Raw genomic sequence first — 21446 nt, 5'->3', positions numbered from 1 at the left:
GACCCATGTATCACGCGATCGTCTTCTTCCCGCTGATTGGCGCCCTGATCGCCGGCCTGTTCGGCCGGCTGATCGGCGCGCGGATGAGCGAACTCGTGACGACGGGCTGCCTCGCCTTCGCGGCCCTGCTGTCCTGGGGCGCCTTCTTCCTCGTCACCGGCGACGGCCGCGCCGAGACCGTGCCCGTCGCCCAGTGGTTCACCGCCGGCGACCTCGTGGTCGATTGGGCCTTCAAGGTCGATACGCTCACCGCGGTGATGCTGGTGGTCGTGACCTCGGTCTCGACCCTCGTGCACCTCTACTCCATCGGCTACATGCACGAGGATCCGCACCGGCCGCGCTTCTTCGCCTACCTGTCGCTGTTCACCTTCGCCATGCTGATGCTGGTGACGGCCGACAACCTCGTGCAGATGTTCTTCGGCTGGGAAGGCGTCGGCCTCGCCTCCTACCTGCTGATCGGCTTCTGGTACGAGAAGCCCTCGGCCAACGCCGCCGCGATGAAGGCCTTCATCGTCAACCGCGTCGGCGATTTCGGCTTCTCGCTCGGCATCTTCCTCGTCTTCGTCCTGACCGGCTCGGTCGGGTTCGACGCGATCTTCGCCAAGGCGCCGGAGCTGAAGGACGCGACCTTCCACTTCCTCGGCCATGAGTGGCACGCCCTGACGCTCGCCTGCCTGCTCCTGTTCATGGGCGCCATGGGCAAGTCGGCGCAGTTCCTGCTGCACACCTGGCTCCCCGACGCGATGGAGGGCCCGACCCCGGTCTCGGCGCTGATCCACGCCGCCACCATGGTGACGGCCGGCGTCTTCATGGTCGCGCGCCTGTCGCCGCTCTTCGAACTGGCCCCGACCGCGCTCACCGTCGTCACCGTCATCGGCGGCATCACCGCTTTCTTCGCGGCCACCGTCGGCCTCGTGCAGAACGACATCAAGCGGGTCATCGCCTACTCGACCTGCTCGCAGCTCGGCTACATGTTCGTCGGCCTCGGCGTCGGCGCCTACGCCACGGGCGTGTTCCACCTCTTCACCCACGCCTTCTTCAAGGCGCTGCTGTTCCTCGGCGCCGGCTCGGTCATCCACGCGATGCATCACGAGCAGGACATGCGGAACATGGGCGGCCTGCGCCGCTACATCCCCTTCACCACGGCGATGATGACGATCGGCACGATCGCGCTGATCGGCTTCCCCTTCACCTCAGGCTACTATTCAAAGGACGCGATCATCGAGGCGGCCTACATGTCCGACCGCCCGGGCCACGTGCTGGCGTTCCTCGCCACCGTGATCGCCGCGCTGATGACCTCGTTCTACTCCTGGCGCCTGTTCTTCCTCACCTTCGAGGGACCGCAGCGCTGGGTGGCGCACGGCGCCCACGGCCATGACGATCACGCCGGGCACTCCCACGCGGCCTCCGCCCATGAAGCCGACGGCGCGCCGGGGCACCACGAGGGCGTCGCCCACGACGATCACGGCCACGACGTCGAGCCCGCTTCGCACAGCGCGGTCGAGCATCACGACCACGCACCCCTCACGCCGCACGAGAGCCCGCTCGTGATGACGATCCCGCTGGCGATCCTGGCCTTCGGCGCCCTGTTCGCCGGCCTGATCTTCAAGGAGCGCTTCATCGGGCACGACATGGACAAGTTCTGGGGCAACGCGCTCCCGCACGGGTCCGGCAACGACATCATGCACAAGATCCACGACGCGCCGGGCTGGGTCGCCGCCTCGCCCTTCGTGATGCTGGTGCTCGGCTTCCTGCTGGCCTTCTGGATGTACTTGCGCCGGCCCGATCTGCCGCATCGCCTCGCGGAGTCGCAGCCGATCCTGTACCGCTTCCTGCTCAACAAGTGGTACTTCGACGAGATCTACGACCGGATCTTCGTCCGTCCGGCCAAGAACTTCGGCCTGTTCCTCTGGAAGGAGGGCGACGGGCGGGTCATCGACGGCCTCGGCCCCGACGGTATTTCGGCCCGGGTGGTGGACATCACCCGCGGCGTGGTCCGCCTCCAGACCGGCTACGTCTACCACTACGCCTTCGTGATGCTCGTCGGGGTCGCCGGCCTGATCACGTGGTACCTCGTCTCCGGCGTGCCTGGGGGGACCCACTGATGCTCGGCCTCGGCATTCTCTCCGGGCTTCTGATCGTCCCGCTCGCGGGCGCCGCCTTCATCCTGACGCTGGGTGAGGAGACGGCGGCCGTGAAGCGCAACGCCCGCTGGGCCGCGCTGATCACGACGATCGTCACCTTCCTGCTCTCGCTCGCCGCCTGGGCCCGTTACGACATCGCCTCCCCGAGCTTCCAGCTCGTCGAGAGCCATGCGTGGCTCGCCGAGACGATCCGGTTCAAGCTCGGCGTCGACGGCTTCTCGATGCCGCTGATTCTGCTCACGACCTTCCTGATGCCGTTCTGCATCGGCGCATCGTGGCTGTCCGTCGAGAACCGGGTGAAGGAGTACTTCGTCGCCTTCCTCGTCCTCGAGACGACGATGATCGGCGTGTTCTGCGCCCTCGATCTCGTGCTGTTCTACCTGTTCTTCGAGGCAGGCCTGATCCCGATGTTTCTCATCATCGGCATCTGGGGCGGCAAGCGGCGCATCTACGCCAGCTTCAAGTTCTTCCTCTACACCCTGCTCGGCTCGGTGCTGATGCTGCTCGCCATCATGGCGATGTACTGGGAGGCCGGCACCACCGACATCCCGACGCTGCTGGCGCACCGCTTCCCCGTGCACATGCAAACCTGGCTCTGGCTCGCCTTCTTCGCCTCCTTCGCGGTGAAGATGCCGATGTGGCCGGTCCACACTTGGCTCCCCGACGCCCACGTCGAGGCGCCGACCGCGGGCTCGGTGATCCTGGCGGGCATCCTGCTGAAGATGGGTGGCTACGGCTTCATCCGGATTTCGCTGCCGATGCTGCCGGATGCGAGCGCTGAGTTCGCGCCCCTCGTCTTCGCGCTGTCGGTGATCGCGATCATCTTCACCTCGCTCACCGCGATGATGCAGACCGACATCAAGAAGCTGATCGCCTACTCGTCGGTGGCGCATATGGGCTTCGTGACGCTCGGCCTGTTCACGCTGAACGAGCAGGGCATCCAGGGCGCGCTGTTCCTGATGATCTCGCACGGTATCGTCTCGGGTGCGCTCTTCCTCTGCGTCGGCGTCGTCTACGACCGGATGCATACCCGCGAGATCGCGGCCTATGGCGGCCTCGTGAAGCGGATGCCGCTCTACGCGGCCGCGATGATGGTCTTCACCATGGCCAATGTCGGCCTGCCGGGCACGTCGGGCTTCGTCGGCGAGTTCCTGGCGATGATGGGGGCCTTCAAGGCCAACCCGACGGTCGCCTTCTTCTCGGTCTTCGGCATCATCCTCTCGGCGGGCTACGCGCTGTGGCTCTACGCCCGGGTGATCTACGGGAAGCTCGACAAGCCCAACCTCCAGGGCATCCTCGACCTCGACACCCGCGAGAAGATCATCATCGCGCCGCTCGTCGCGCTGACGATCTGGTACGGCGTACACCCGGCGCCCGTGCTCGACACCTTCGCGCCGGCCACGGAGGCGCTGGTGCAGAACATGCGCGGGGCGCTCGCCAACACGCAGACCGCCGAGGCCGCCGCCAAGGCCGCAAAATCCGCCGCTGCGGAGAAGACGGCTGCCCTCGAGTCCCAGAAAACCGTCGAGGCCGCCGCGCGATGACCCCGATCCAGTCCGTCCTGCCGGCGATCACGCCGGTCCTGCCGGAGATCGTCCTGAGCGTCGGCGCTCTGCTGCTCGTGCTCTACGGCGCGTGGCGCGGCGAGCGCTCGTCCGAGGGCGTCAATGTCGGCGCGCTGATCCTGCTGATCTTCACCTTCTTCCTCGTCGTTTCCCAGTCGGGCAGCGTGACGACGCTGAACGGTGCCTTCATCGCCGATCCGTTCGCGCGGATCATGAAGGCGTTGATCCTGATCGGCTCGGCGGCGACCATCCTGCTCTCGCGGGACTACTTCCAGCGCGAGCGCATCGACCGGTTCGAGTACCCGATCCTGATCGTGCTCTGCACCATCGGCATGCTGGTGATGGCCTCGGCCAACGACCTGATCTCGCTCTATCTCGGGCTCGAACTGCAATCGCTCGCCGCCTACGTCATCGCCGCCTTCCACCGCGACGACGTGAAGTCCACGGAAGCAGGCCTGAAATACTTCGTGCTGGGCGCGCTCTCGTCGGGCATGCTGCTCTACGGCGCCTCGCTGGTCTACGGCTTCACCGGCACGGTCTCCTTCCCCGGCATCGTCACCGCGCTCGACGGCCCGTCGAGCTTCGGCATCGTGCTCGGCATCGTGTTCGTGGCCGCCGGCGTCGCCTTCAAGCTCGCCGCCGTGCCGTTCCATATGTGGACGCCGGACGTCTACGAGGGCTCGCCGACGCCGGTCACCGCCTTCTTCGGCTCCGCGCCGAAGATCGCCGCCATGGCGATGACGGTGCGCGTCTTCATCGGCGCCTTCCCCGACATGACGGCGGTCTGGCAGCAGATCATCATCTTCGTCTCGATCGCCTCGATGGCGCTCGGCTCGTTTGCCGCGATCGGCCAGCGCAACATCAAACGCCTGATGGCCTATTCCTCCATCGGCAATATCGGCTACGCCCTAATCGGCCTCGCCGCGGGCTCTGAGGAGGGCATCCGCGGCGTGGTGATCTACATGATCATCTATCTCGCGATGACGCTCGGCGCCTTCGCGGTGCTGCTCTCCATGCGCCGCAAGGACCAGATGTTCGAGACGATCGACGATCTCTCGGGCCTCTCGCGCACCCATCCGTGGCTGGCATTCTGCCTTGCCGCGATGATGTTCTCGCTCGCCGGCATCCCGCCGCTCGCCGGGTTCTTCGCGAAGTTCTACGTTTTCGCCGCCGCCATCAAGGCCGGCCTCGTGACGCTCGCCGTTGTCGGCGTGGTGACCTCGGTCGTCGGCGCCTTCTACTACCTGCGCCTCGTCAAGGTGATGTACTTCGACGAGGCCAAGGCGCCCTACGAGCGGATCCCGCCGGGCTCGGCCATCGTGCTCGGCGTGTCGAGCGCGGTCGTGGTGCTGTTCTTCCTCGTTCCGGCCCCGCTGGTCGCGGCGGCCGGCGACGCTGCCAAGTCGCTGTTCTGAGGTCGCTGTTCTGAGGCGGATACAGTTCCGGCTGAGTCAGGCGGCCCGGTCCGAGGGACATCGGCTCCACAGCCACGAACGGCTCGACTCGACCAATAGCGAGGCGATGCGCCTCGCCCATGGCGGCGAGACGGGCCCGCTCTGGGTTGCGACCCATCGCCAGGAGGCGGGCCGCGGCCGGCGCGGCAACGCCTGGACCTCTCCGGAGGGCAACCTCGCCGCGAGCCTGCTGATGCCGGTGGCCGGCGTGGCGCCGGAGATGGTCGCGACTCTGGGCTTCGTTGCCGGCGTGGCGCTGGTCGAGGCGATCCGTGATGCCTGTCGTTCGAATCCCTCGCCCTCCTTGCAGGGCGAGGTTCGCGACGACGGGGCGGCCGAAGACCTCTCCCCACCGATGGGGGGCGGCGATGCACGAGCGCCGCACGGTCTTGCTCCTGCCTCGTCCGCCATCCATCTGAAATGGCCCAACGACGTCCTTGCGGACGGCAAAAAGCTGGCCGGCATCCTGCTCGAGGCCGAGACGCTGCCCGGCGGGCGACGGGCGGTCGTGGTCGGTTTTGGCGTCAACGTCGCGGCGACGCCGGACGGTTTGCCCTATCCGGCGGCGGCACTTGCGGCTTTTTCCGCGGCGGATGCGCCGATGCTGCTCGAATTCCTGTCGGAACGGTTTGTCGAAGCCGTCCGGATCTGGAACAAGGGGCGCGGATTCTCGAATATCCGGCGGCGGTGGCTGGAGCGCGCGGCGGGGGTAGGCGCCCCCGTGTCGGTTCGCATGGCCGAGGCTACGCTGACGGGCATCTTTGAAACGATCGACGAGGGGGGGCGGCTCGTGATCCTCGCCCCGGACGGAACCCGACGAACCGTGACGGCGGGCGAGGTGCATTTCGGAAGTGCCGCGACGGCGGCCTGAGACTGGATAGACGAACAAGATGACGACACGGCAGGACGAACTCGTCTTCGTGCCGCTCGGCGGCGTGGGCGAGATCGGCATGAATGCGGGCCTCTACGGGATCGGACCCGAGAAGCAGCGCAAATGGATCATGGTCGATTGCGGAATGGGCTTTGCCGGCGAAGAGGGATTGCCCGGCATCGACCTGATGTTCCCCGATCTCACCTTCATCGAGGAGCGCAAGAAGGACCTTCTCGCGATCTTCATCACCCACGCGCACGAGGACCATATCGGCGCGATCTCCGAGTTGTGGCCGCGCATCAAGGCGCCGGTCTACGCCACGCGGTTCGCCAAGAACCTGCTCGAGACCCGCCGGCTCTCCGAGCCCGGCGCGCCGAAGGTGGATCTGCGCGAGATCAAGCCGGGCCGTCGGGTGACCGTCGGGCCGTTCGAGATCGAGTTCGTGCCGGTGGCTCACTCGATCCCGGAATCGAATGCGGTGGCGATCCGCACCGAGCACGGCCTCGTGCTTCATACCGGCGACTGGAAGCTCGACGACACCCCGGTGGCCGGCGACTCGACGTCACCGGAGGCGTTCACGGCTTTGGGCGACGAGGGCATCCTCGCCCTCATCTGCGACTCCACCAACGTCCTGCGCGAGGGCCGCTCGCCGAGCGAGTCCGAGGTTTCCGCGACCCTGCGCAAGCTGATCGAGAACGCGCCCCACCGCGTGGCGGTGACGACCTTCGCCTCCAACGTCGCGCGTATCCGTGCCGTGGCGGAAGCGGCACAGGCCTGCGGGCGTCAGGTGATCGCCGTCGGCCGCGCCATGGACCGGGTGATCGATGTCGCCCGCGAATGCGGCTACCTCGACGGGCTGCCGGACTTCCTCTCGGCCGAGTCCTACTCCCACATCCCGCGCGACAAGGTGGTCTGCCTGCTCACCGGCTCGCAGGGTGAGCCGCGGGCGGCGATGTCGCGGGTCTCGCGCCACGACCATCCGGCGATCTCGCTCACGGCTGGCGACCGGGTGATCTTCTCGTCGCGCGCCATCCCCGGCAACGAGCGCGATGTCGGCTCCATCATCAACGACCTGATCGAGGACGGCATCGAGGTCATCACCGACCGCACCGAACTCGTCCACGTCTCCGGCCATCCCCGCCGCGAGGAGATGGTGACGATGTATTCCTGGACGCGGCCGAAGGCGGTCGTTCCGGTGCACGGCGAGGCGCTGCATCTCGACGAGCATGCCCGCTTTGCCCGTTCGCAGGGCGTCGAGTCGGTGGTGAAGGCCCGCAACGGCGCGGTGGTCCGCCTCGCTCCGGGCAAGCCGGAGGTGGTCGAGCACGTCCGCGCCGGGCGGCTCTACAAGGACGGCAACGTCCTCATCGACTCCAAGGACCGGGCGATCCCGGAGCGGCGCAAGCTCTCGCAGACCGGCATCGTCTCGGTGGCCATCGCCATCGACGAGCGCGGCGAGGTGATCGGCGATCCGGCGGTCGACATCATGGGCCTGCCCAATCGCGGCCGGAGCGGCGAGCCGCTGCTCGACACCGTGGTCGATACGGTCAACCGCACCCTCAACGGTCTGCCGCGCGGCAAGATGAAGGATTCGGAGGCCGTCGAGAACGCGGTCGATCGCGCCGTGCGCTCCGCCGTCAACGAGGCCTGGGGCAAGAAGCCCGCCTGCCACGTGCAGGTGGTGGAGGTGTGATCGCGTCGCGCCCGCATCGCCATGGCGAGCGGGCGCGAGCCGCCGGAAAGCGCGACCTTTCCGGAGCGAGAGGCGCGCGGGATCGCATCCATCAAGCCCGGCGCGGATGGCCGGGCGTGACGTTCGAGACAACGGTGAGGGAGGCAGCAATGATCGGACGGCTCAATCACGTCGCCATCGCGGTGAAGGATCTCGATGCGGCGACGGCGGTCTACCGCGACACGCTCGGCGCCAAGGTGACCGAGCCGCTGCCGCAGCCGGAGCACGGCGTGACGGTGGTGTTCGTGGAACTGCCCAACAGCAAGGTCGAGCTGATGTCGCCGCTCGGTGAGAACTCGACCATCCAGGGCTTCGTCGACAAGAACCCGGCCGGCGGCATCCACCATGTCTGCTACGAGGTCGAGGACATCATCGCTGCCCGCGACCAGATGAAGGCGGCCGGAGCCCGCGTGCTCGGCACCGGCGAGCCGAGGATCGGCGCCCATGGCAAGCCGGTGATCTTCCTCCACCCCAAGGACTTCCTGGGAACGCTGGTGGAGCTGGAGCAGGTCTGAGGGACGGTCTTAGAGCATCGTCCCGAAAGGTGGTTGCCGGCTTTCGGAAAAAAGATGATGCGAAAACAAGAGCCTAGAGCATCGATCGGTCGGGCGCCGGACCGGCCGTTTCATGACGTTTGAAAATGATGACCCGCTTGTCCCTTCGCACCCTGACCGCTTCGACCCCGCTGACCCTTCTGACCGTGACAGCGCTGACCGCGTTGTTCGCGACGGTGGCCGTGAAGGGGTTCGACCTGACGGTGTTCGGCGCGCTGGCGCTCTACTTCGTGCTGTGGTGGACTTTCCTGTTCGCGATCCTGCCGCTCGGCAATGCCGCCGAGGCCGATCCGCAGCGGCTGGTGCCGGGCCAGGATCCGGGAGCGCCCGCGAGCCCGCGCCTGCGTGAGAAGGCGTTGCTGACGACGCTTCTGGCCGCCGTCGCGTTCTTCGCGGCGCTGCTGATCTTCCCGCTCGCCCGTCTGTAAGGGCGCCCGGGCGCTCCGCCTCCGGAGTAGACGGTCGCTGCGCCGAAGACGAGGCTTAGCCCAAAAACAAAAAGCAAGGCACGAGGCCTTGCTTTGGATAACCGAAGTATTTTTCAGCCTGATTTATGTCGCGCATTGCTTGCGGCGCGTTGGCTGATTGTTCCTCCCAAGACCCGGACCGTGCGCTGCCTCGTGGGCTGCGACCATCACGGCGCTGCTTATAGGAAGAACAATTCCCTTTGTCATCAGGCGAGAGACGGTTCGCAGCGCTTTTTTGCAAACGAAGCGTCAAGCGGCCTCCACCGGTCATCGAGAACGCTGCCCGCCGTTGCTTCGCCGGCTTCGTTCCGCCGCATTGCCGGCCGACCCTGTGTTCGCAGGGCGCTTGTGTTTTGCTGGGGCAATGTGTTGTGTGCCTCCGCACGCTGGCCTAGCTCCTCTCCGGCTGCGCCCGCCCGCTTCCAAGGTCGAACGATGCGTCTCTCCCGCTACTTCCTGCCGATCCTGCGCGAGACGCCGAAGGAAGCGGAGATCGTTTCGCACCGCCTGATGCTGCGCGCCGGCATGATCCGCCAGGAGGCGGCCGGCATCTATGCGTGGCTGCCGCTGGGACTGCGCGTCCTCAACAAGATCTGCGACGTCATCCGCGCCGAGCAGGACCGTGCGGGCGCCATCGAGATCCTGATGCCGACGATCCAGGCCGCCGACCTCTGGCGCGAATCCGGCCGCTACGAGGCCTACGGCAAGGAGATGCTGCGCCTGAAGGACCGCCACGAGCGCGAATTGCTCTACGGGCCGACTGCGGAAGAGGTCGTCACCGAGATCTTCCGGGCCAGCACTCGCTCCTACAAGGATCTGCCGAAGAACCTCTACCAGATCTCTTGGAAGTTCCGCGACGAGGTGCGCCCGCGTTTCGGCACCATGCGCTCGCGCGAATTCCTGATGAAGGACGCCTATTCCTTCGATCTCGATCAGGCGGGGGCGCGCCACTCCTACAACAAAATGTTCGTCGCCTATCTCCGCACCTTCGAGGCCCTCGGCCTCCGGGCGATCCCGATGCGCGCCGATACCGGCCCCATCGGCGGCGACCTCAGCCACGAGTTCATCATCCTGGCCAAGACCGGTGAGAGCGAGGTCTTCTGCGACCAAGCCTATCTCGACATGCCGGTGCCGCCCCCGTCCGTCGATTTCGACGACGTGGCCGGGCTGCAGGGTGTGGTCGATGCCTGGACGTCGCACTACGCCGCCACCGACGAGATGCACGACGAGGCGGTCTTCGCCGAGGTGCCGGAGGCCTCGCGTCTCTCCGCCCGCGGCATCGAGGTCGGCCATATCTTCTATTTCGGCACCAAGTACTCGACCCCGATGAAGGCGGTCGTCACCGGTCCCGACGGAACCGAGCGGCCGGTCCATATGGGTTCCTACGGCATCGGCCCGAGCCGGCTCGTGGCGGCGACCATCGAGGCGAGCCACGACGAGGCCGGCATCATCTGGCCGGACGCGGTCGCCCCCTTCGACGTGGCGCTGATCAACCTCAAGGTCGGGGATGGCGCCTGCGATACGGCCTGCGCCGAGATCCAGGCGGCCTTGGAGACGGCGGGCCTGTCGGTCCTCTACGACGACCGCGACGAGCGGCCGGGCGCCAAGTTCGCCACCGCCGACCTGATCGGCCTGCCCTGGCAGGTGATCGTGGGCCCGAAGGGTCTGGCCGAGGGCAAGATCGAGCTGAAGCGCCGCGCCAGCGGGGAGCGCGAGACCCTCGATCCCGTCGATCTCCCCGCTCGCATCCGGCGCCTCTGAGGACCGGCCGCGATGGCGCTTGCGTTGGGTAAGGCCGGTGTCTCCTTGAAGGGCGTCCTCGCACGGCTGAAGAACGCCCGTGCGAGCGCCTCCACGCCGCCCTTCGCGGGGTTCGAGTGGATCATCGCCGGCCGCTACCTACGGGCGCGTCGCCGGGGCGGCGGCGTCTCGGTGGTGGCCCTGTTCTCCGTCCTCGGCATCGCGGTCGGCGTCGCCACCCTCATCATCGTGCTCTCGGTGATGAACGGCTTCCGCTCGGAACTGCGCTCCAAGATCATCGGGCTCAACGGCCACGTCTTCGCCGCGCCGATCGACCGGCTGTTCACCGACTACGTCGATCTCTCCGACCGGCTGGAAAAGGTCGCGGGCGTGCGCGCCGTGGTGCCGATGGTGCAGGGGCAGGCCTTCGCCTCGTCGCCCTATGGCGGCTCCGGCGTGCTGGTGCGCGGCGTGCGCGAGGCCGACCTGCCGAAGATCCCCGCCGTCTCCGGTGCGATCAAGGGCGGGACGCTCGAAAACTTCGACGACGGCCAGGGGGTGGCGCTCGGCAAGCGGCTTGCCGACGCTCTCGGCCTCCAGGCGGGCGATCAGGTGACGCTCTCGACGCCGAAGGGCGCGAGCACGCCGTTCGGCACCGCCCCGCGCACCAAGACCTACGCCGTCAAGGCGATCTTCGAGATCGGCGTGACCGATTTCGACACCACCATGGCCTTCATGCCGCTGACGGAGGCGCAGGCCTTCTTCAACCGCGACGGCGATGTCAGCGTGATCGAGATCTATCTCGACAACGCCGACGCGGTGGGCGAGATGCGCGAGCCTCTGGAAATGGCGGCCGAACGCCCGGTGCTGCTGACCGATTGGCGCCAGACCAACCGCACCTTCTTCGGGGCGCTGGAGGTGGAGCGGAACGTGATGTTCCTGATCCTCAACCTCATCGTCATCGTGGCGACCCTCAACATCATCTCAGGGCTCATCCTGCTCGTGCGCGACAAGTCCTCGGACATCGCGATCCTGCGCACCATGGGGGCGACGCCAGGCACGATCATGCGGGTCTTCCTCATCAACGGGGCACTGATCGGCCTCGTCGGCACGGCGATCGGTCTGATCGGCGGGGTGTTGTTCACCCTCAACATCAAGCCGATCCAGCGCACCCTGTTTCCCACCGCCTGGGACCCGACCGTGCGCTTCCTCGCTGAGATCCCGGCCGAGATGAACACGAGCGAGGTCGTCATCATCGTGATCACCTCGGTGCTGCTGTCGCTGGCGGCGACCCTCTATCCCTCCTGGCGCGCCGCCCGGCTCGATCCGGTGCAGGCCCTGCGCTACGGCTGACGGAACGCCCCCGATATGGCTCAGACGAATGCCGGCGGCGCCCAGCCCGTGCCGGCCCTGTTCTTCGCCGGCGTCCAGCGCCGCTACCACCAGGGCGAGGGGACGCTCGAAATTCTGCGCGGCACCGATCTCGCGATCTGGCCGGGCGAGTTGGTCGCCTTGGTCGCGCCCTCGGGCGCGGGCAAATCGACCCTGCTCCACGTCGCCGGCCTCCTGGAGCGGCCGGACGGCGGCGAGGTCTATATCGGCGGCCAGCCCACGGCCGGCATGTCGGATGGCGAGCGGACCCGCCTTCGGCGCGAGGAGATGGGCTTCGTCTACCAGTTCCACCATCTGCTGCCGGAATTCTCGGCGCTGGAGAACGTGGTGCTGCCGCAGCTCATCCGCGGGCTGGCCCGCAAGGAGGCGGAGGCGCGCGCCGCCGAACTCCTCGGCTTCCTCGGCCTGAAGGAGCGGCTGCCGCATCGCCCGGCCGAACTATCGGGCGGCGAGCAGCAGCGCGTCGCCATCGCCCGCGCGGTCGCCAACGGGCCTCGCCTGCTGCTCGCCGACGAGCCGACCGGCAACCTCGACCCCCAGACCGCCGGGCGGGTCTTCAGCATCCTGCTCCAGCTCGTGCGCGCTTCCGGCCTCGCGGCGCTGATCGCGACCCACAACATGGATCTTGCCGCCCGCATGGACCGCCGCGTGACGATCCGCGACGGGATGATCGAGCAGTTGGGATAGGGGACTTCGAAAGCGTCAGCGCAGCGGACGCGATCCCGTTTCCGGCGATTCGCCCCGTGCCTCCGCACTCATCGTCTCGCTGACGCTCGCAGGTCGCGACGAGCGGCCGGCGCCCCGATCGAAGGCGCGCAGCCTCTGCCGGCAAAGCAGTCCCGTTCAGGAAAAGGGGTGGGTCGGCCGCCTGTGGAGGTGCTACAGCCCGAGGCCGGGGATCGCCTGCGAGAGCCAGGCGAAGGCGCCCATGATGCTGGCGAACAGGGTGTAGACGAAGCCGATCGAGATCCCGACGCCGACGCCACCGATCAACAGGCCGATCAGCACCACGAACCCGTCGCGCTCCACCAGTCCGAGGCCGATCAGCGAGACCGCGAGCCCGAGCGGGATCTGGCCGAAGAAGGGCGGGGCCACGATCAGCGCTAGCGCCAGCGCCAGGATCAGCACGCCCATGCCGCGCATGCCGACGGCACCGTCGAACACGCTCAGGCGCGGGCGCGACCAGCGCTCCAGCCGGCGCAGCAGGGGTACCGCCCGCTTCACCGCCTTCGCCACCGTTTCGCGGGCGATCGACTGATCGAGCAGCCGACGCGGCAGCCATGGGGCGGACATGCCGGCCACGATCTGAATGGCGATGACGAGCAGGACCAGACCGCAGACCAGCGGGATCGGCGGCGGCATCGGCAGGCAGTTGGGCAGCCCGAGCAGAACCACGAGCAGCGCGAAGGCGCGATCCCGCAGCACGGCGATGATGTCGCCGACGGTCAGACGCTCGCTCTCCTGGCTCGCAAGCATGGTGAGAACGTCGGAAGTGCGCGCAGCGGAGGACAAACCGGCTCGGCCGTTGGATTTTTCGGTAAGCGCGGCTCTAGCCCAACCCGGACCATCCGCCAAGCGCTCCGACCGGTGCGCGCGTGCCGTGCCACACGGAGCCTTTCCATGCTCAGGTTGTCGCGACTGCCATCATCTTTATCTCAGGTAACTCCGCACCGATGACTTATCTTAAGTTGTAAATTTCTCTTAACCACGGCGGTTTGCTGTGACAATCATTGGTCGTTCCGCCGACTTCTGCGCGACCTCCAATGTCGAAACGCGCATCCTCCCATGATGGTTTGCGCCACCCGGCTCCCTCCCGGCGGGCGCCATGCCGTCGCGCCCTCGCTGTTCTCGCCCCGGCCGTTATCCTCGCCTGTGACCCGGCCCGCGCTGACGACGCGACCCTTCGGACCGTCCTGTTCGGCAGCATGGAAGCCGGCGCTTCCACGTTTTCCGCAGCCGGAGCGAAGCTCGTCTTCGATCGGTTCGACCGTGATGGCCCCGTCGCCTTGGTGACGGCCGGGGGTGGCGTGCGGCTGGAAGGCGGAGGCGGCACGCCGGTCCTGATGCGCATCACCGCCCTCGGGGCGGCCCTCGGCGGCTACCAGTTCATCCGGGAATGGGGAGCCGTGACGGTTTTCGCCGGCCCGGAAGCCTCCTGGGAGGCGCTGTCCGGCCCCGGCTTCGTGCAGGCGCTCCCCCTGCGGGCGGGTTTTCGCCTGCACGGCGAGGTCTGGGCGCGACCGACCGCAACGACCCTGACGACCGCGACGGTGATCCTCGGCTCTGCCCGCGGCGACGCCTATGCCCGCTTGTCCTGGGGTACCGCGCTGTTCGGCGCGTATCTCGGCCCGGAGGCGGCCGTCTACGGCGACCGGACCGATTACCGGAAATGGTGCGTCGGGCTGCATGTCACCGACTACGCGATGGGCGGCTACCGCTTCCGCCTCTCCGCCGGAGGCCAGATCGAGACGCCGCTCGACCAGTGGAACCCCTACGTCTCCCTCGCGATCTGGAGCGCGCTTTAGGGCATCGACTTTTCCGAAAGCCGCCGCCACCGTTCGGGAGGACGCCCGAGGGTGGCTTACCCCTTGGTACGCAGCGAGGAACGCCCGCCATCGACACCGATCACCTGCCCCGTGACGTAGCCCGCCTCCGGTCCGACGAGGAAGGCGGCGAGTGCGGCGACATCCTCGGGCTCGCCGAGGCGCTGGAGCGCGTGCATCGACGCGATGCCGGAGGCCAGCGTCGCGTTGCGGGTGATGGTCTCGGCGAGCGGCGTACGGGTCAGCGAGGGGGCGACCACGTTCACCCGGATCGCGGGGGCGAGTTCCGCCGCCAGCGAGAGGGCGAGCCCCTCCACCGCCCCCTTGGCCATGGCGACCGAGGCATGGTGCGAGAACCCCTGCGCGACGGCGACGGTGGAGAACAGCACCACGCCCGCGCTTGCCTCTCCCGCTCCGGCCTTGAGCGCGGGAGCCGCCGCCTGCACCGCCAGAAAGGCGCCGAGCGCGTTGATGCGGAAATCCATCTCGATGCGCGCCGGGTCGAGCTTGGCCAAAGGCGCGAGCTGGATCGTGCCGACCGCGTAGACGAGGCCTCCGAGGCGCGAGCCCGCCTCCGAGGCGACGCGCGGAAACAGGGCCGGATCGGTGACGTCGCCCGCGGTGAAGCCGGTCTCGCCGAGTTCGGAGGCCGCCCGCTCCAGACGCTCCGGATCGCGGCCGACGAGGTGGAGGGCCGCGCCCCGTTCGCGCAGGGCCCGCGCCGTGGCCAGGCCGATGCCGCCGGTTCCGCCGTAGATCACGACTCGTTCCATGAAGCCCCCTGTCGCGCGGCGTCCGCCCGACGATTTTGCGCGAAGATTTCACCCATGCCTGAAATCCACTAGCTAAGGCGGAGCCGGTCGGCGTGGAGCCGATCAAAGCCGCCGCAGACCTGCGCCGAACGTCGCAGGGCGACCAGGAAACGGGACGTCTCTGCCCATGAAATTCGCCTTTGCCGGCATCGACTTCCTCGGCGGTGTGTTCGACGGGCTGATCGAAGCCGGCTGGACGCCGGTGAAGCTGTTCACCCGGCCCTGTGACGGCATCTACGATCACAACGAGGTCGTGGTGGCCCAGGCCCGGCGCCACCGCATCCCGATCCAGCTCTCGCGATTGCTGCCCGACAACATCGAGCAACTCGCCCACGAGCACGGCCGCGACGTGGTGCTCGTCGTCTCCGGCTATCCCTGGCTGGTGCGGGGCTGGCACGGGCGGGTGCGCTACGCCTTGAACCTCCACCCCTCGCCGCTGCCGACGGGGCGGGGGCCCTACCCGCTCTTCAAGGCGGTTCTCGATGGCTACGAGAGCTGGGGCGTCACCGCCCACGTGCTCGCCGAGCAGGGCTTCGACACCGGCGATATCCTCGCCCAGGACATCTTCCTCGTTGACAGCGGCGAGACTCACGAGACGCTGCTCACCAAGTGCCAGATGGCGGCCCGCCGCCTCGCCCTCGGGCCGATCGGGAAGGATCTGGCCGAGCGCTGGCGCAAGGCGGAGCCGCAGGGTGACGGCTCCTACTGGCCGCGGGTGAACGACGCCGACCGCACCCTCGACTTCCACAAGGACGTCGCCGAAGTGCTGCGCCGCGTGCGCGCCTTCGGCACGATCGAGACCATCGCCCGGCTCGGCAACGCCCGCATCTTCGTCGCCGCCGCCGACGGCTGGCAGGAGGCCCACCGCCACGCCCCCGGCACCGTGGTGCACCGCTACCGCCGCCAGGTCGTGGTGGCCGCCCGCGACGGCTACGTGCAGTTCACCCGCTGGAGCCAGGTGCCGCTCAACGAGGCCGGGCAGATCGGGCGCTAGATGTGGAGCCTCGTCCTAGATGGATCCAGGACGAGGCTCTCGCCTTTTGTTTTTGCATCGTCTTTTTCGAAAAAGCCGGTGGCCACCTTTCGGGACGATGCTCCAGCCAATGCCGCCGATGCGTCGTAAGGGCGATCTCCCTCAAAAGATGTGCGCTCAGTGCGGCCGCCCCTTCGCGTGGCGCAAGAAGTGGGAGCGGGTCTGGGACGAGGTGCGTTACTGCTCCGACCGCTGCCGGACGGAGGCGAAGCGCGAGGCGCGCAAGAGTTGAAGGAAGGGCTGAGGATTTGGAGTGCCTCACAAATCCCCCGGTCCCCGACCGTTCTCGTTCTGGCGATGACAGCGCGGCGGGAGTTTTGTGAGAGACACTCAGCCCCGCAGTGCCCCCGGGGTGTCGACATCGAAGGTGACCGCCGGATCGGCCGGCAGTTCCAGCACGTCGCCGCGCCGCTTCAGGATCGGCCCCGCGCCGTGGTCGCCGGTCAGTGCCGCGAGGTCGGCACCGAGGCGGGCGAGGTCGAGCAGCACCGGATTGCCGCGGCGCCCGCCGCTCATCGGGACCACGGCGGAGGGGCGCGGCGTCGCGCCGGTATAGGCCGCGATCAGCGCATCGATATGAACCGGCCCGATCCGCGGCATGTCGCCAAGCAGCACCACCGCCGCCTCGGTTTCCGGCGGCAAGGCGGCGAGGCCGAGCCGTAGCGAGGCCGAGAGGCCGCCGGCGGGATCGGGATTCTCGACCAGCATCAGGTCGAGCCCGGCGAGGGTGGCCCGCACTGCCGCGGCATGCGCGCCGAGCACCGCGACGACAGGCCCGGCGCACGAGGCCAGAGCCGCTTCGGCGGCGCGGCGCACCATCGGCTCGCCGGCATAGGGCGCGAGCATCTTCGCGGCCTGCCCGAAGCGGGAGCCGAGGCCGGCGGCGAGGATCACCGCGCCGATGCGCGGCTCAGACACCGTCACTGCCCGATCTCGGCTGGCCGCGCAGGGGGATCTCGGTGAGCAGGCCGCCGACGCCGAGGCGCACGATGTCGGCCCGCGTCACGGGGAGGCCCGCGAGGAGGCGGTGCAGGACGAAGTCGAAGCCGTTCTCCTTGGGCGAGCGGGCGCAGCCCGGTGCGCCGATCACCGGCACGGTGCCGAGGGCGCCGAGCAGCAGCAGGTTGCCGGGATCGACCGGCATGCCGAACTGCTCGACCCGGCCGCCCGCCGCCTCCAGCCCGGCCGGGATCACGTCGCGCCGGTCGGCGATGGCCGAGGCGCCGAACACCACGACCAGTTCCGCCCCCTCCGCCACCGCCCCGGCAATGGCGCCCGCGACCGCGCCGGCCTCGTGCCGTACGCGGGTCTCGGCGATGATCCGCGCACCCGTCGGCGCCAGCCGCTCGGCGAGCACGCGCAGGGTCTTGGCGACGGTCGCGGCCTTCAGGCCGGGCAGCAGCGTCGAGACCACGCCGACACGCTGGAGACGATAAGGGGCAAGCCGCATCGGCGGCGTGTCGGTGGCGGCGAGCGCCCGCTCCAGCGGCGCGGCGGCGACCGCGTAGGGAATGATCTTTACCGTCGCGACCATCTCGCCCGTGGCCACCGGCCGGAAGGCCGGCAGGGTCGCCACCGTGATCGCCTCGTCAACGGCGTTGACCGCGTCGATGCCGGCCGGCTCGACCACGAACAAGCCCGCGGCCTCGGCGAAGAGATTGCAGCGCCCGGTGAACGGAGCCTCCGCGCGCAGGCCCGCCCCGGCGAGATGCTGGGCGAGGCGAGCCGCCGCCGCGTCCTCGCCGACATCGCCGGGATCGAGCCGGACGGCCAGGATCTCGGGAATTCCGGATTCGGCGAGCCGCAAGGCCTCCTCGGCGGGGATCGGCCGGCCCTTTTTCAGGCTGGCGCCCTCGGCGCGCACGGTATGGGCGGCGATGAGCCCCGCACTGTCGCGGGTCGCGACGGGTCCGAACTGCATGGGCTCAGCGTCCCACCGCCGCGTCGGGGGTCTTGATGCGGTCCTGGCGCAGGGTCGCGACGACCTGGGCGAGGATCGACAGCGCGATCTCGGCGGGCGAGACGGCGCCGATGTCGAGCCCGATCGGCGCATGGATCCGGCCGATCGTTGCCTCGTCGAACCCCGCCTCCTTCAGCCGCTCGACGCGCCGGGCATGGGTCTTCCGCGAGCCCAGCGCGCCGATATAGGCGCAGTCCGCCCGCAGGGCCGCGACGAGGGCGGGGTCGTCGATCTTCGGATCGTGGGTCAGCGCGGCCAAAGCCGTGTAGGCGTCGAGCGGCCCGATGTCGCGAAGCGCCTCGTCCGGCCATTCGGCGATCAGGCGCACGCCGGGAAACCGCTCCGGGCTGGCGAAGGCCGTGCGCGGATCGATCACCGTGAGGTCGAGGCCGAGCTGGCTCGCGAGCGGCACCAGGGCCTGGGAGATGTGCACGGCGCCGACGACGACGAAGCGCACCGGCGGGGCGTGGACGGCGACGAAGACCGGGTGCCCGTCGGGCCCCTCGCCGAGGCCGCTGCGACCGCTGCGCAGGCGCTCGCGCAGCAGGGGGCCGAGCGGGTCGTCGTCGATCTCGGCAGCGCGCACGAGGCGCTGGCCGCCGTCCTCGGGATCGGTGACGATCAGGGCCGGGCGGCGCGCTGCGCGCTCCGCGTTGAGGGCCGACAGAGTGTCGAGGCGCATGGGGGTCTCGGGAAAGCGATAGAGCAAGTCGGAGGCAGGCCAAGTCGGGTTTTGGCTCGAAGAACCGGCGGAGCCACGCGACCTTCGCTCCAACTCACGTCCTCATCCTGAGGTGCCGCGAAGCGGCCTCGAAGGATCCTCCAGGGATCGCGAGGACTCTGGAGGATCCTTCGAGGCCTCCGCTTCGCTGCGGCACCTCAGGATGAGGCGGCGGGTGGGATTGGCACGGGCGCCTGTGGCTCAGTCGATGCGTTCGACGAAGACGCGGATGCGGCCGCCGCAGGAGAGGCCGGCCCGCCACGCGGTCTCGTCGGCGACGCCGAATTCCAGGGTGCGCGGGCGCCCGTCCTCGATCACGTCGAGCGCCTCGGTGATGACCTCGCCCTCGACGCAGCCACCGGAGACCGAGCCGAGGAAGCGGCTGTCGCCGTCGATGACGAGATGGCTGCCGACCGGGCGCGGCGCCGAGCCCCAGGTCTCGATCACGGTGGCGAGCGCGACCGCGCGGCCCTCGCGTCGCCAGCCCTCGGCGGCGCGCAGGATGTCGTCCTCGGTGGAGAGCATGGGGTTCACGTCCTGACAATACCGGTTCCGCCGCCCCCGACCGTCCCGTCATGGGAGAGGTAGGTCTGCCCGCCCGTTCCGCAATGCGGCCAACCGTGGCGCTTGCAACGCCATCGGGCGGACTTCATCAAGGTCCGGGGATTTTCCAGTGGCCGGACGGGAGTTTGGTGTGTCGAAGCGGAGCGCGTTGGCAACCATTCTCGCCCTGACGTTCGCGGCTCCCGTCGGCGCCGCCGAGCCGCTGAAGATCGGGCTTGCCGCGCCGTTGAGCGGGCCGGATGCCGGGTTCGGCCAGGGTGCGCGGCTCGGCGCCGAGCAGGCGGTTGCCGAGATCAACCGCACCGGCGGGGTGATGGGGCGCAAGCTCCAACTCGTGGTGCAGGACGACGGCGCCGACCCGAAACAGGCGGTGTCGGTCGCGCGCAAGTTCGCCGGCAGCGGCGTGCGCTTCGTCATCGGCCCGCTGACCTCGGGCGCCGCCGCCGCGGCGAGTTCGGTCTACGAGGAGGCCGGCATCGTCTCGGTCACGCCCGGCGCGACCTGGGCGCCCCTGACCCGCCGCGGCGCCGGCCTGCTGTTCCGCCTCGCGGGCAGCGACGCGCAGCAGGGCGCGCTCGGCGGCACGCTGCTCGCCGAGCGGTTCCGCGGCAAGCCGGTCGCCATCGTCCACGACAAGACCAGCTTCGGTCGCGGGCTCGCCGACGAGGCCGCGCGCGCCCTCAAAGCCCGCGGCGGGGGGGAACGCCTGTTCGAGGGCGTCTCCCGCGACGACCGCGAGGTCGCGGCGCTTGTCGCCAAGCTGCGGGCGCTCGGGATCGAGGCGATCTATTTCGGCGGCCTGTCGGCCCCGGCCGGAGCCCTGATCCGCGCGATGCGCGAGGCCGGCCTGTCGACGCAGGTGATCGGCAGCGACGGGCTGCTCGACAGGGACTTTTCGCAGGTTCCCGGCGCCGAGGGCACGCTGATGACGGTGGCGCCCGCGCCCGCCCGCCTGCCCGAGCCGAGGGGCGCCAGGACGCCGCGGAGTGCGGAGGTCGAGATGTTCGCAGGCCCGGCCTACGCGGCGGTCGAGGTCGTGCGGCAGGGGATCGAGGGCGCGCGCTCGGTCGAGCCGGCCAAGGTCGCGGCCTTCCTGCATGGCGGCGCCCCCCTGCGGACGGTGCTCGGCGAGGTGGCGTTCGACGCAGGCGGCGATCTCGTGAAGCCGCCGTTCTCGGTCACCGCATGGCGCCGGCTTCCCGACGGGCGCCTCGACTTTGCCGGCAACGACGTCACGCCATGAGCCGGCGGAGACCGCATGATTCCACCCGGCATTGAGGTTAAGCGGACCTTGCGTGGCGGATATTCTTGCACAAACCGCGTCCGACGCTTAAGTCGCAGGATTGGTGCCCTTCGCGAAACACCCGTCGTGCCGCTTGTCCGGCCGGAGGGAGGACTCCCCGATCCGGGAGTTTCGCGAAAGGCACCCGACGCCCGGCATCGCTGACGCCTCTCGTCCCGAGCGGATCGGACCCGCAGCGCCGCGCGTTTCGCACGATAGACCGATTTTTGATTTTGCCGGAGCGCCCCGTGCAGGCAGCCCGGCCGGAGATAGATGTATGGCAAAAGAGGAATTGATGCAGTTCGACGGCTTGGTCGTCGAGATCCTGCCGGACGCGCGCTACCGCGTGCAGCTCGATCAGGGTCACGAGATCGTCGCCTACACGGCCGGCAAGATGAAGAAGAACCGCATCAAGACCCTGGCCGGCGACCGCGTCACCGTCGAGATGTCCCCCTACGACCTTGAGAAGGGACGCCTCGTGTTCCGTCACAAGGACGAGCGCTCCGGTCCCCGTCCGCCCCAGCGCGGCGGCCAGCAGTTCCGTCGCCGCTAACGGCCTCGGACCCATCACGCTGCCGAGCGGCGCCCTACAGGGCACCGCCCGAAAGTCCC

General features: G+C 68.8%; 21 protein-coding genes. 15 read left to right on the top strand and 6 right to left on the bottom strand.

What is annotated here, in order from left to right; translation table 11 throughout:
* Positions 1 to 5: 5 nt before the first annotated feature.
* From nuoL to E4V01_RS18380, 10 genes are all read left to right on the top strand, one after another.
* Positions 6 to 2105, top strand: coding sequence for an NADH-quinone oxidoreductase subunit L (nuoL, locus tag E4V01_RS18425; protein ID WP_135299336.1), 2100 nt, complete (start codon positions 6 to 8; stop codon positions 2103 to 2105).
* Positions 2105 to 3688, top strand: a complete 1584-nt coding sequence (locus E4V01_RS18420) for an NADH-quinone oxidoreductase subunit M (protein ID WP_135299335.1) — start codon at positions 2105 to 2107, stop codon at positions 3686 to 3688. Before nuoL ends, E4V01_RS18420 begins: the two co-directional genes overlap by 1 nt.
* Positions 3685 to 5124, top strand: coding sequence for an NADH-quinone oxidoreductase subunit NuoN (nuoN, locus tag E4V01_RS18415; protein ID WP_135299334.1), 1440 nt, complete (start codon positions 3685 to 3687; stop codon positions 5122 to 5124). Before E4V01_RS18420 ends, nuoN begins: the two co-directional genes overlap by 4 nt.
* Before the next feature lie 19 nt (positions 5125 to 5143).
* Positions 5144 to 6034: a biotin--[acetyl-CoA-carboxylase] ligase gene (locus tag E4V01_RS18410; RefSeq protein ID WP_135299333.1), complete on the top strand. Its 891-nt coding sequence runs from the start codon at positions 5144 to 5146 to the stop codon at positions 6032 to 6034.
* Between the two features lie 19 nt (positions 6035 to 6053).
* Positions 6054 to 7727 (top strand): ribonuclease J, encoded by a 1674-nt coding sequence (locus tag E4V01_RS18405; protein WP_060768777.1) that lies wholly within the window; start codon positions 6054 to 6056, stop codon positions 7725 to 7727.
* A 149-nt stretch (positions 7728 to 7876) separates the two neighbouring features.
* The gene (gene mce / locus E4V01_RS18400; RefSeq protein WP_003598176.1) at positions 7877 to 8281 is read left to right on the top strand and encodes a methylmalonyl-CoA epimerase; all 405 of its coding nucleotides are present in this window, start codon (positions 7877 to 7879) and stop codon (positions 8279 to 8281) included.
* A 125-nt stretch (positions 8282 to 8406) separates the two neighbouring features.
* Complete coding sequence (locus E4V01_RS18395) at positions 8407 to 8748, top strand: DUF1467 family protein (protein ID WP_193763226.1); 342 nt, start codon at positions 8407 to 8409, stop codon at positions 8746 to 8748.
* A 474-nt stretch (positions 8749 to 9222) separates the two neighbouring features.
* The gene (gene proS, locus E4V01_RS18390) at positions 9223 to 10548 is read left to right on the top strand and encodes a proline--tRNA ligase (protein ID WP_060768776.1); all 1326 of its coding nucleotides are present in this window, start codon (positions 9223 to 9225) and stop codon (positions 10546 to 10548) included.
* Positions 10549 to 10560: 12 nt separating this feature from the next.
* Positions 10561 to 11880 carry a lipoprotein-releasing ABC transporter permease subunit gene (locus E4V01_RS18385; protein ID WP_135299331.1) on the top strand — a complete coding sequence of 440 codons (1320 nt, stop codon included), beginning with the start codon at positions 10561 to 10563 and terminating at the stop codon, positions 11878 to 11880.
* 15 nt (positions 11881 to 11895) lie between these two features.
* Positions 11896 to 12606: an ABC transporter ATP-binding protein gene (locus tag E4V01_RS18380; RefSeq protein WP_060768774.1), complete on the top strand. Its 711-nt coding sequence runs from the start codon at positions 11896 to 11898 to the stop codon at positions 12604 to 12606.
* Positions 12607 to 12798: 192 nt separating this feature from the next.
* On the opposite strand, the gene E4V01_RS18375 is transcribed toward E4V01_RS18380, so the two are convergent.
* Positions 12799 to 13431 carry an exopolysaccharide biosynthesis protein gene (locus E4V01_RS18375; RefSeq protein WP_256371270.1) on the bottom strand — a complete coding sequence of 211 codons (633 nt, stop codon included), beginning with the start codon at positions 13429 to 13431 and terminating at the stop codon, positions 12799 to 12801.
* A 251-nt stretch (positions 13432 to 13682) separates the two neighbouring features.
* Here E4V01_RS18375 and bcsS point away from each other — a divergent pair, with 251 nt between their 5' ends.
* Positions 13683 to 14444, top strand: coding sequence for a cellulose biosynthesis protein BcsS (gene bcsS, locus E4V01_RS18370; RefSeq protein ID WP_135299330.1), 762 nt, complete (start codon positions 13683 to 13685; stop codon positions 14442 to 14444).
* 56 nt (positions 14445 to 14500) lie between these two features.
* Here bcsS and E4V01_RS18365 read toward each other — a convergent pair whose 3' ends face one another.
* Positions 14501 to 15235, bottom strand: a complete 735-nt coding sequence (locus E4V01_RS18365) for an SDR family NAD(P)-dependent oxidoreductase (RefSeq protein WP_060768772.1) — start codon at positions 15233 to 15235, stop codon at positions 14501 to 14503.
* A gap of 166 nt (positions 15236 to 15401) precedes the next feature.
* On the opposite strand from E4V01_RS18365, the gene E4V01_RS18360 reads away from it, so the two are divergent.
* A complete protein-coding gene (locus tag E4V01_RS18360) occupies positions 15402 to 16268 on the top strand; it encodes a formyltransferase family protein (RefSeq protein WP_135299329.1) in 867 nt (288 codons plus the stop codon).
* Between the two features lie 109 nt (positions 16269 to 16377).
* Complete coding sequence (locus tag E4V01_RS18355; protein WP_012252745.1) at positions 16378 to 16539, top strand: DUF2256 domain-containing protein; 162 nt, start codon at positions 16378 to 16380, stop codon at positions 16537 to 16539.
* Between the two features lie 98 nt (positions 16540 to 16637).
* On the opposite strand, the gene E4V01_RS18350 is transcribed toward E4V01_RS18355, so the two are convergent.
* The 4 genes from E4V01_RS18350 to E4V01_RS18335 all read right to left on the bottom strand — a co-directional run bounded on the left by E4V01_RS18350 (position 16638) and on the right by E4V01_RS18335 (position 19513).
* Positions 16638 to 17231: an NTP transferase domain-containing protein gene (locus tag E4V01_RS18350; RefSeq protein WP_135299328.1), complete on the bottom strand. Its 594-nt coding sequence runs from the start codon at positions 17229 to 17231 to the stop codon at positions 16638 to 16640.
* Entirely contained in the window at positions 17218 to 18228 is a 1011-nt protein-coding gene (locus tag E4V01_RS18345) for a molybdopterin-binding protein (RefSeq protein ID WP_135299327.1), read from the bottom strand. Before E4V01_RS18345 ends, E4V01_RS18350 begins: the two co-directional genes overlap by 14 nt.
* 4 nt (positions 18229 to 18232) lie before the next feature.
* Positions 18233 to 18949, bottom strand: a complete 717-nt coding sequence (locus E4V01_RS18340) for an XdhC family protein (RefSeq protein ID WP_135299326.1) — start codon at positions 18947 to 18949, stop codon at positions 18233 to 18235.
* Between the two features lie 240 nt (positions 18950 to 19189).
* Positions 19190 to 19513 (bottom strand): XdhC family protein, encoded by a 324-nt coding sequence (locus E4V01_RS18335; RefSeq protein ID WP_012452917.1) that lies wholly within the window; start codon positions 19511 to 19513, stop codon positions 19190 to 19192.
* Positions 19514 to 19682: 169 nt separating this feature from the next.
* On the opposite strand from E4V01_RS18335, the gene E4V01_RS18330 reads away from it, so the two are divergent.
* Both E4V01_RS18330 and infA read left to right on the top strand, forming a co-directional pair.
* Positions 19683 to 20795: a branched-chain amino acid ABC transporter substrate-binding protein gene (locus E4V01_RS18330; protein WP_135299325.1), complete on the top strand. Its 1113-nt coding sequence runs from the start codon at positions 19683 to 19685 to the stop codon at positions 20793 to 20795.
* A 316-nt stretch (positions 20796 to 21111) separates the two neighbouring features.
* A complete protein-coding gene (gene infA, locus E4V01_RS18325; protein ID WP_003600463.1) occupies positions 21112 to 21387 on the top strand; it encodes a translation initiation factor IF-1 in 276 nt (91 codons plus the stop codon).
* Positions 21388 to 21446 lie beyond the last annotated feature (59 nt).

This window comes from Methylorubrum sp. Q1, from assembly GCF_004683995.1.
Taxonomy (GTDB): domain Bacteria; phylum Pseudomonadota; class Alphaproteobacteria; order Rhizobiales; family Beijerinckiaceae; genus Methylobacterium.
This window is presented reverse-complemented; position numbering and strand designations above follow the sequence as displayed.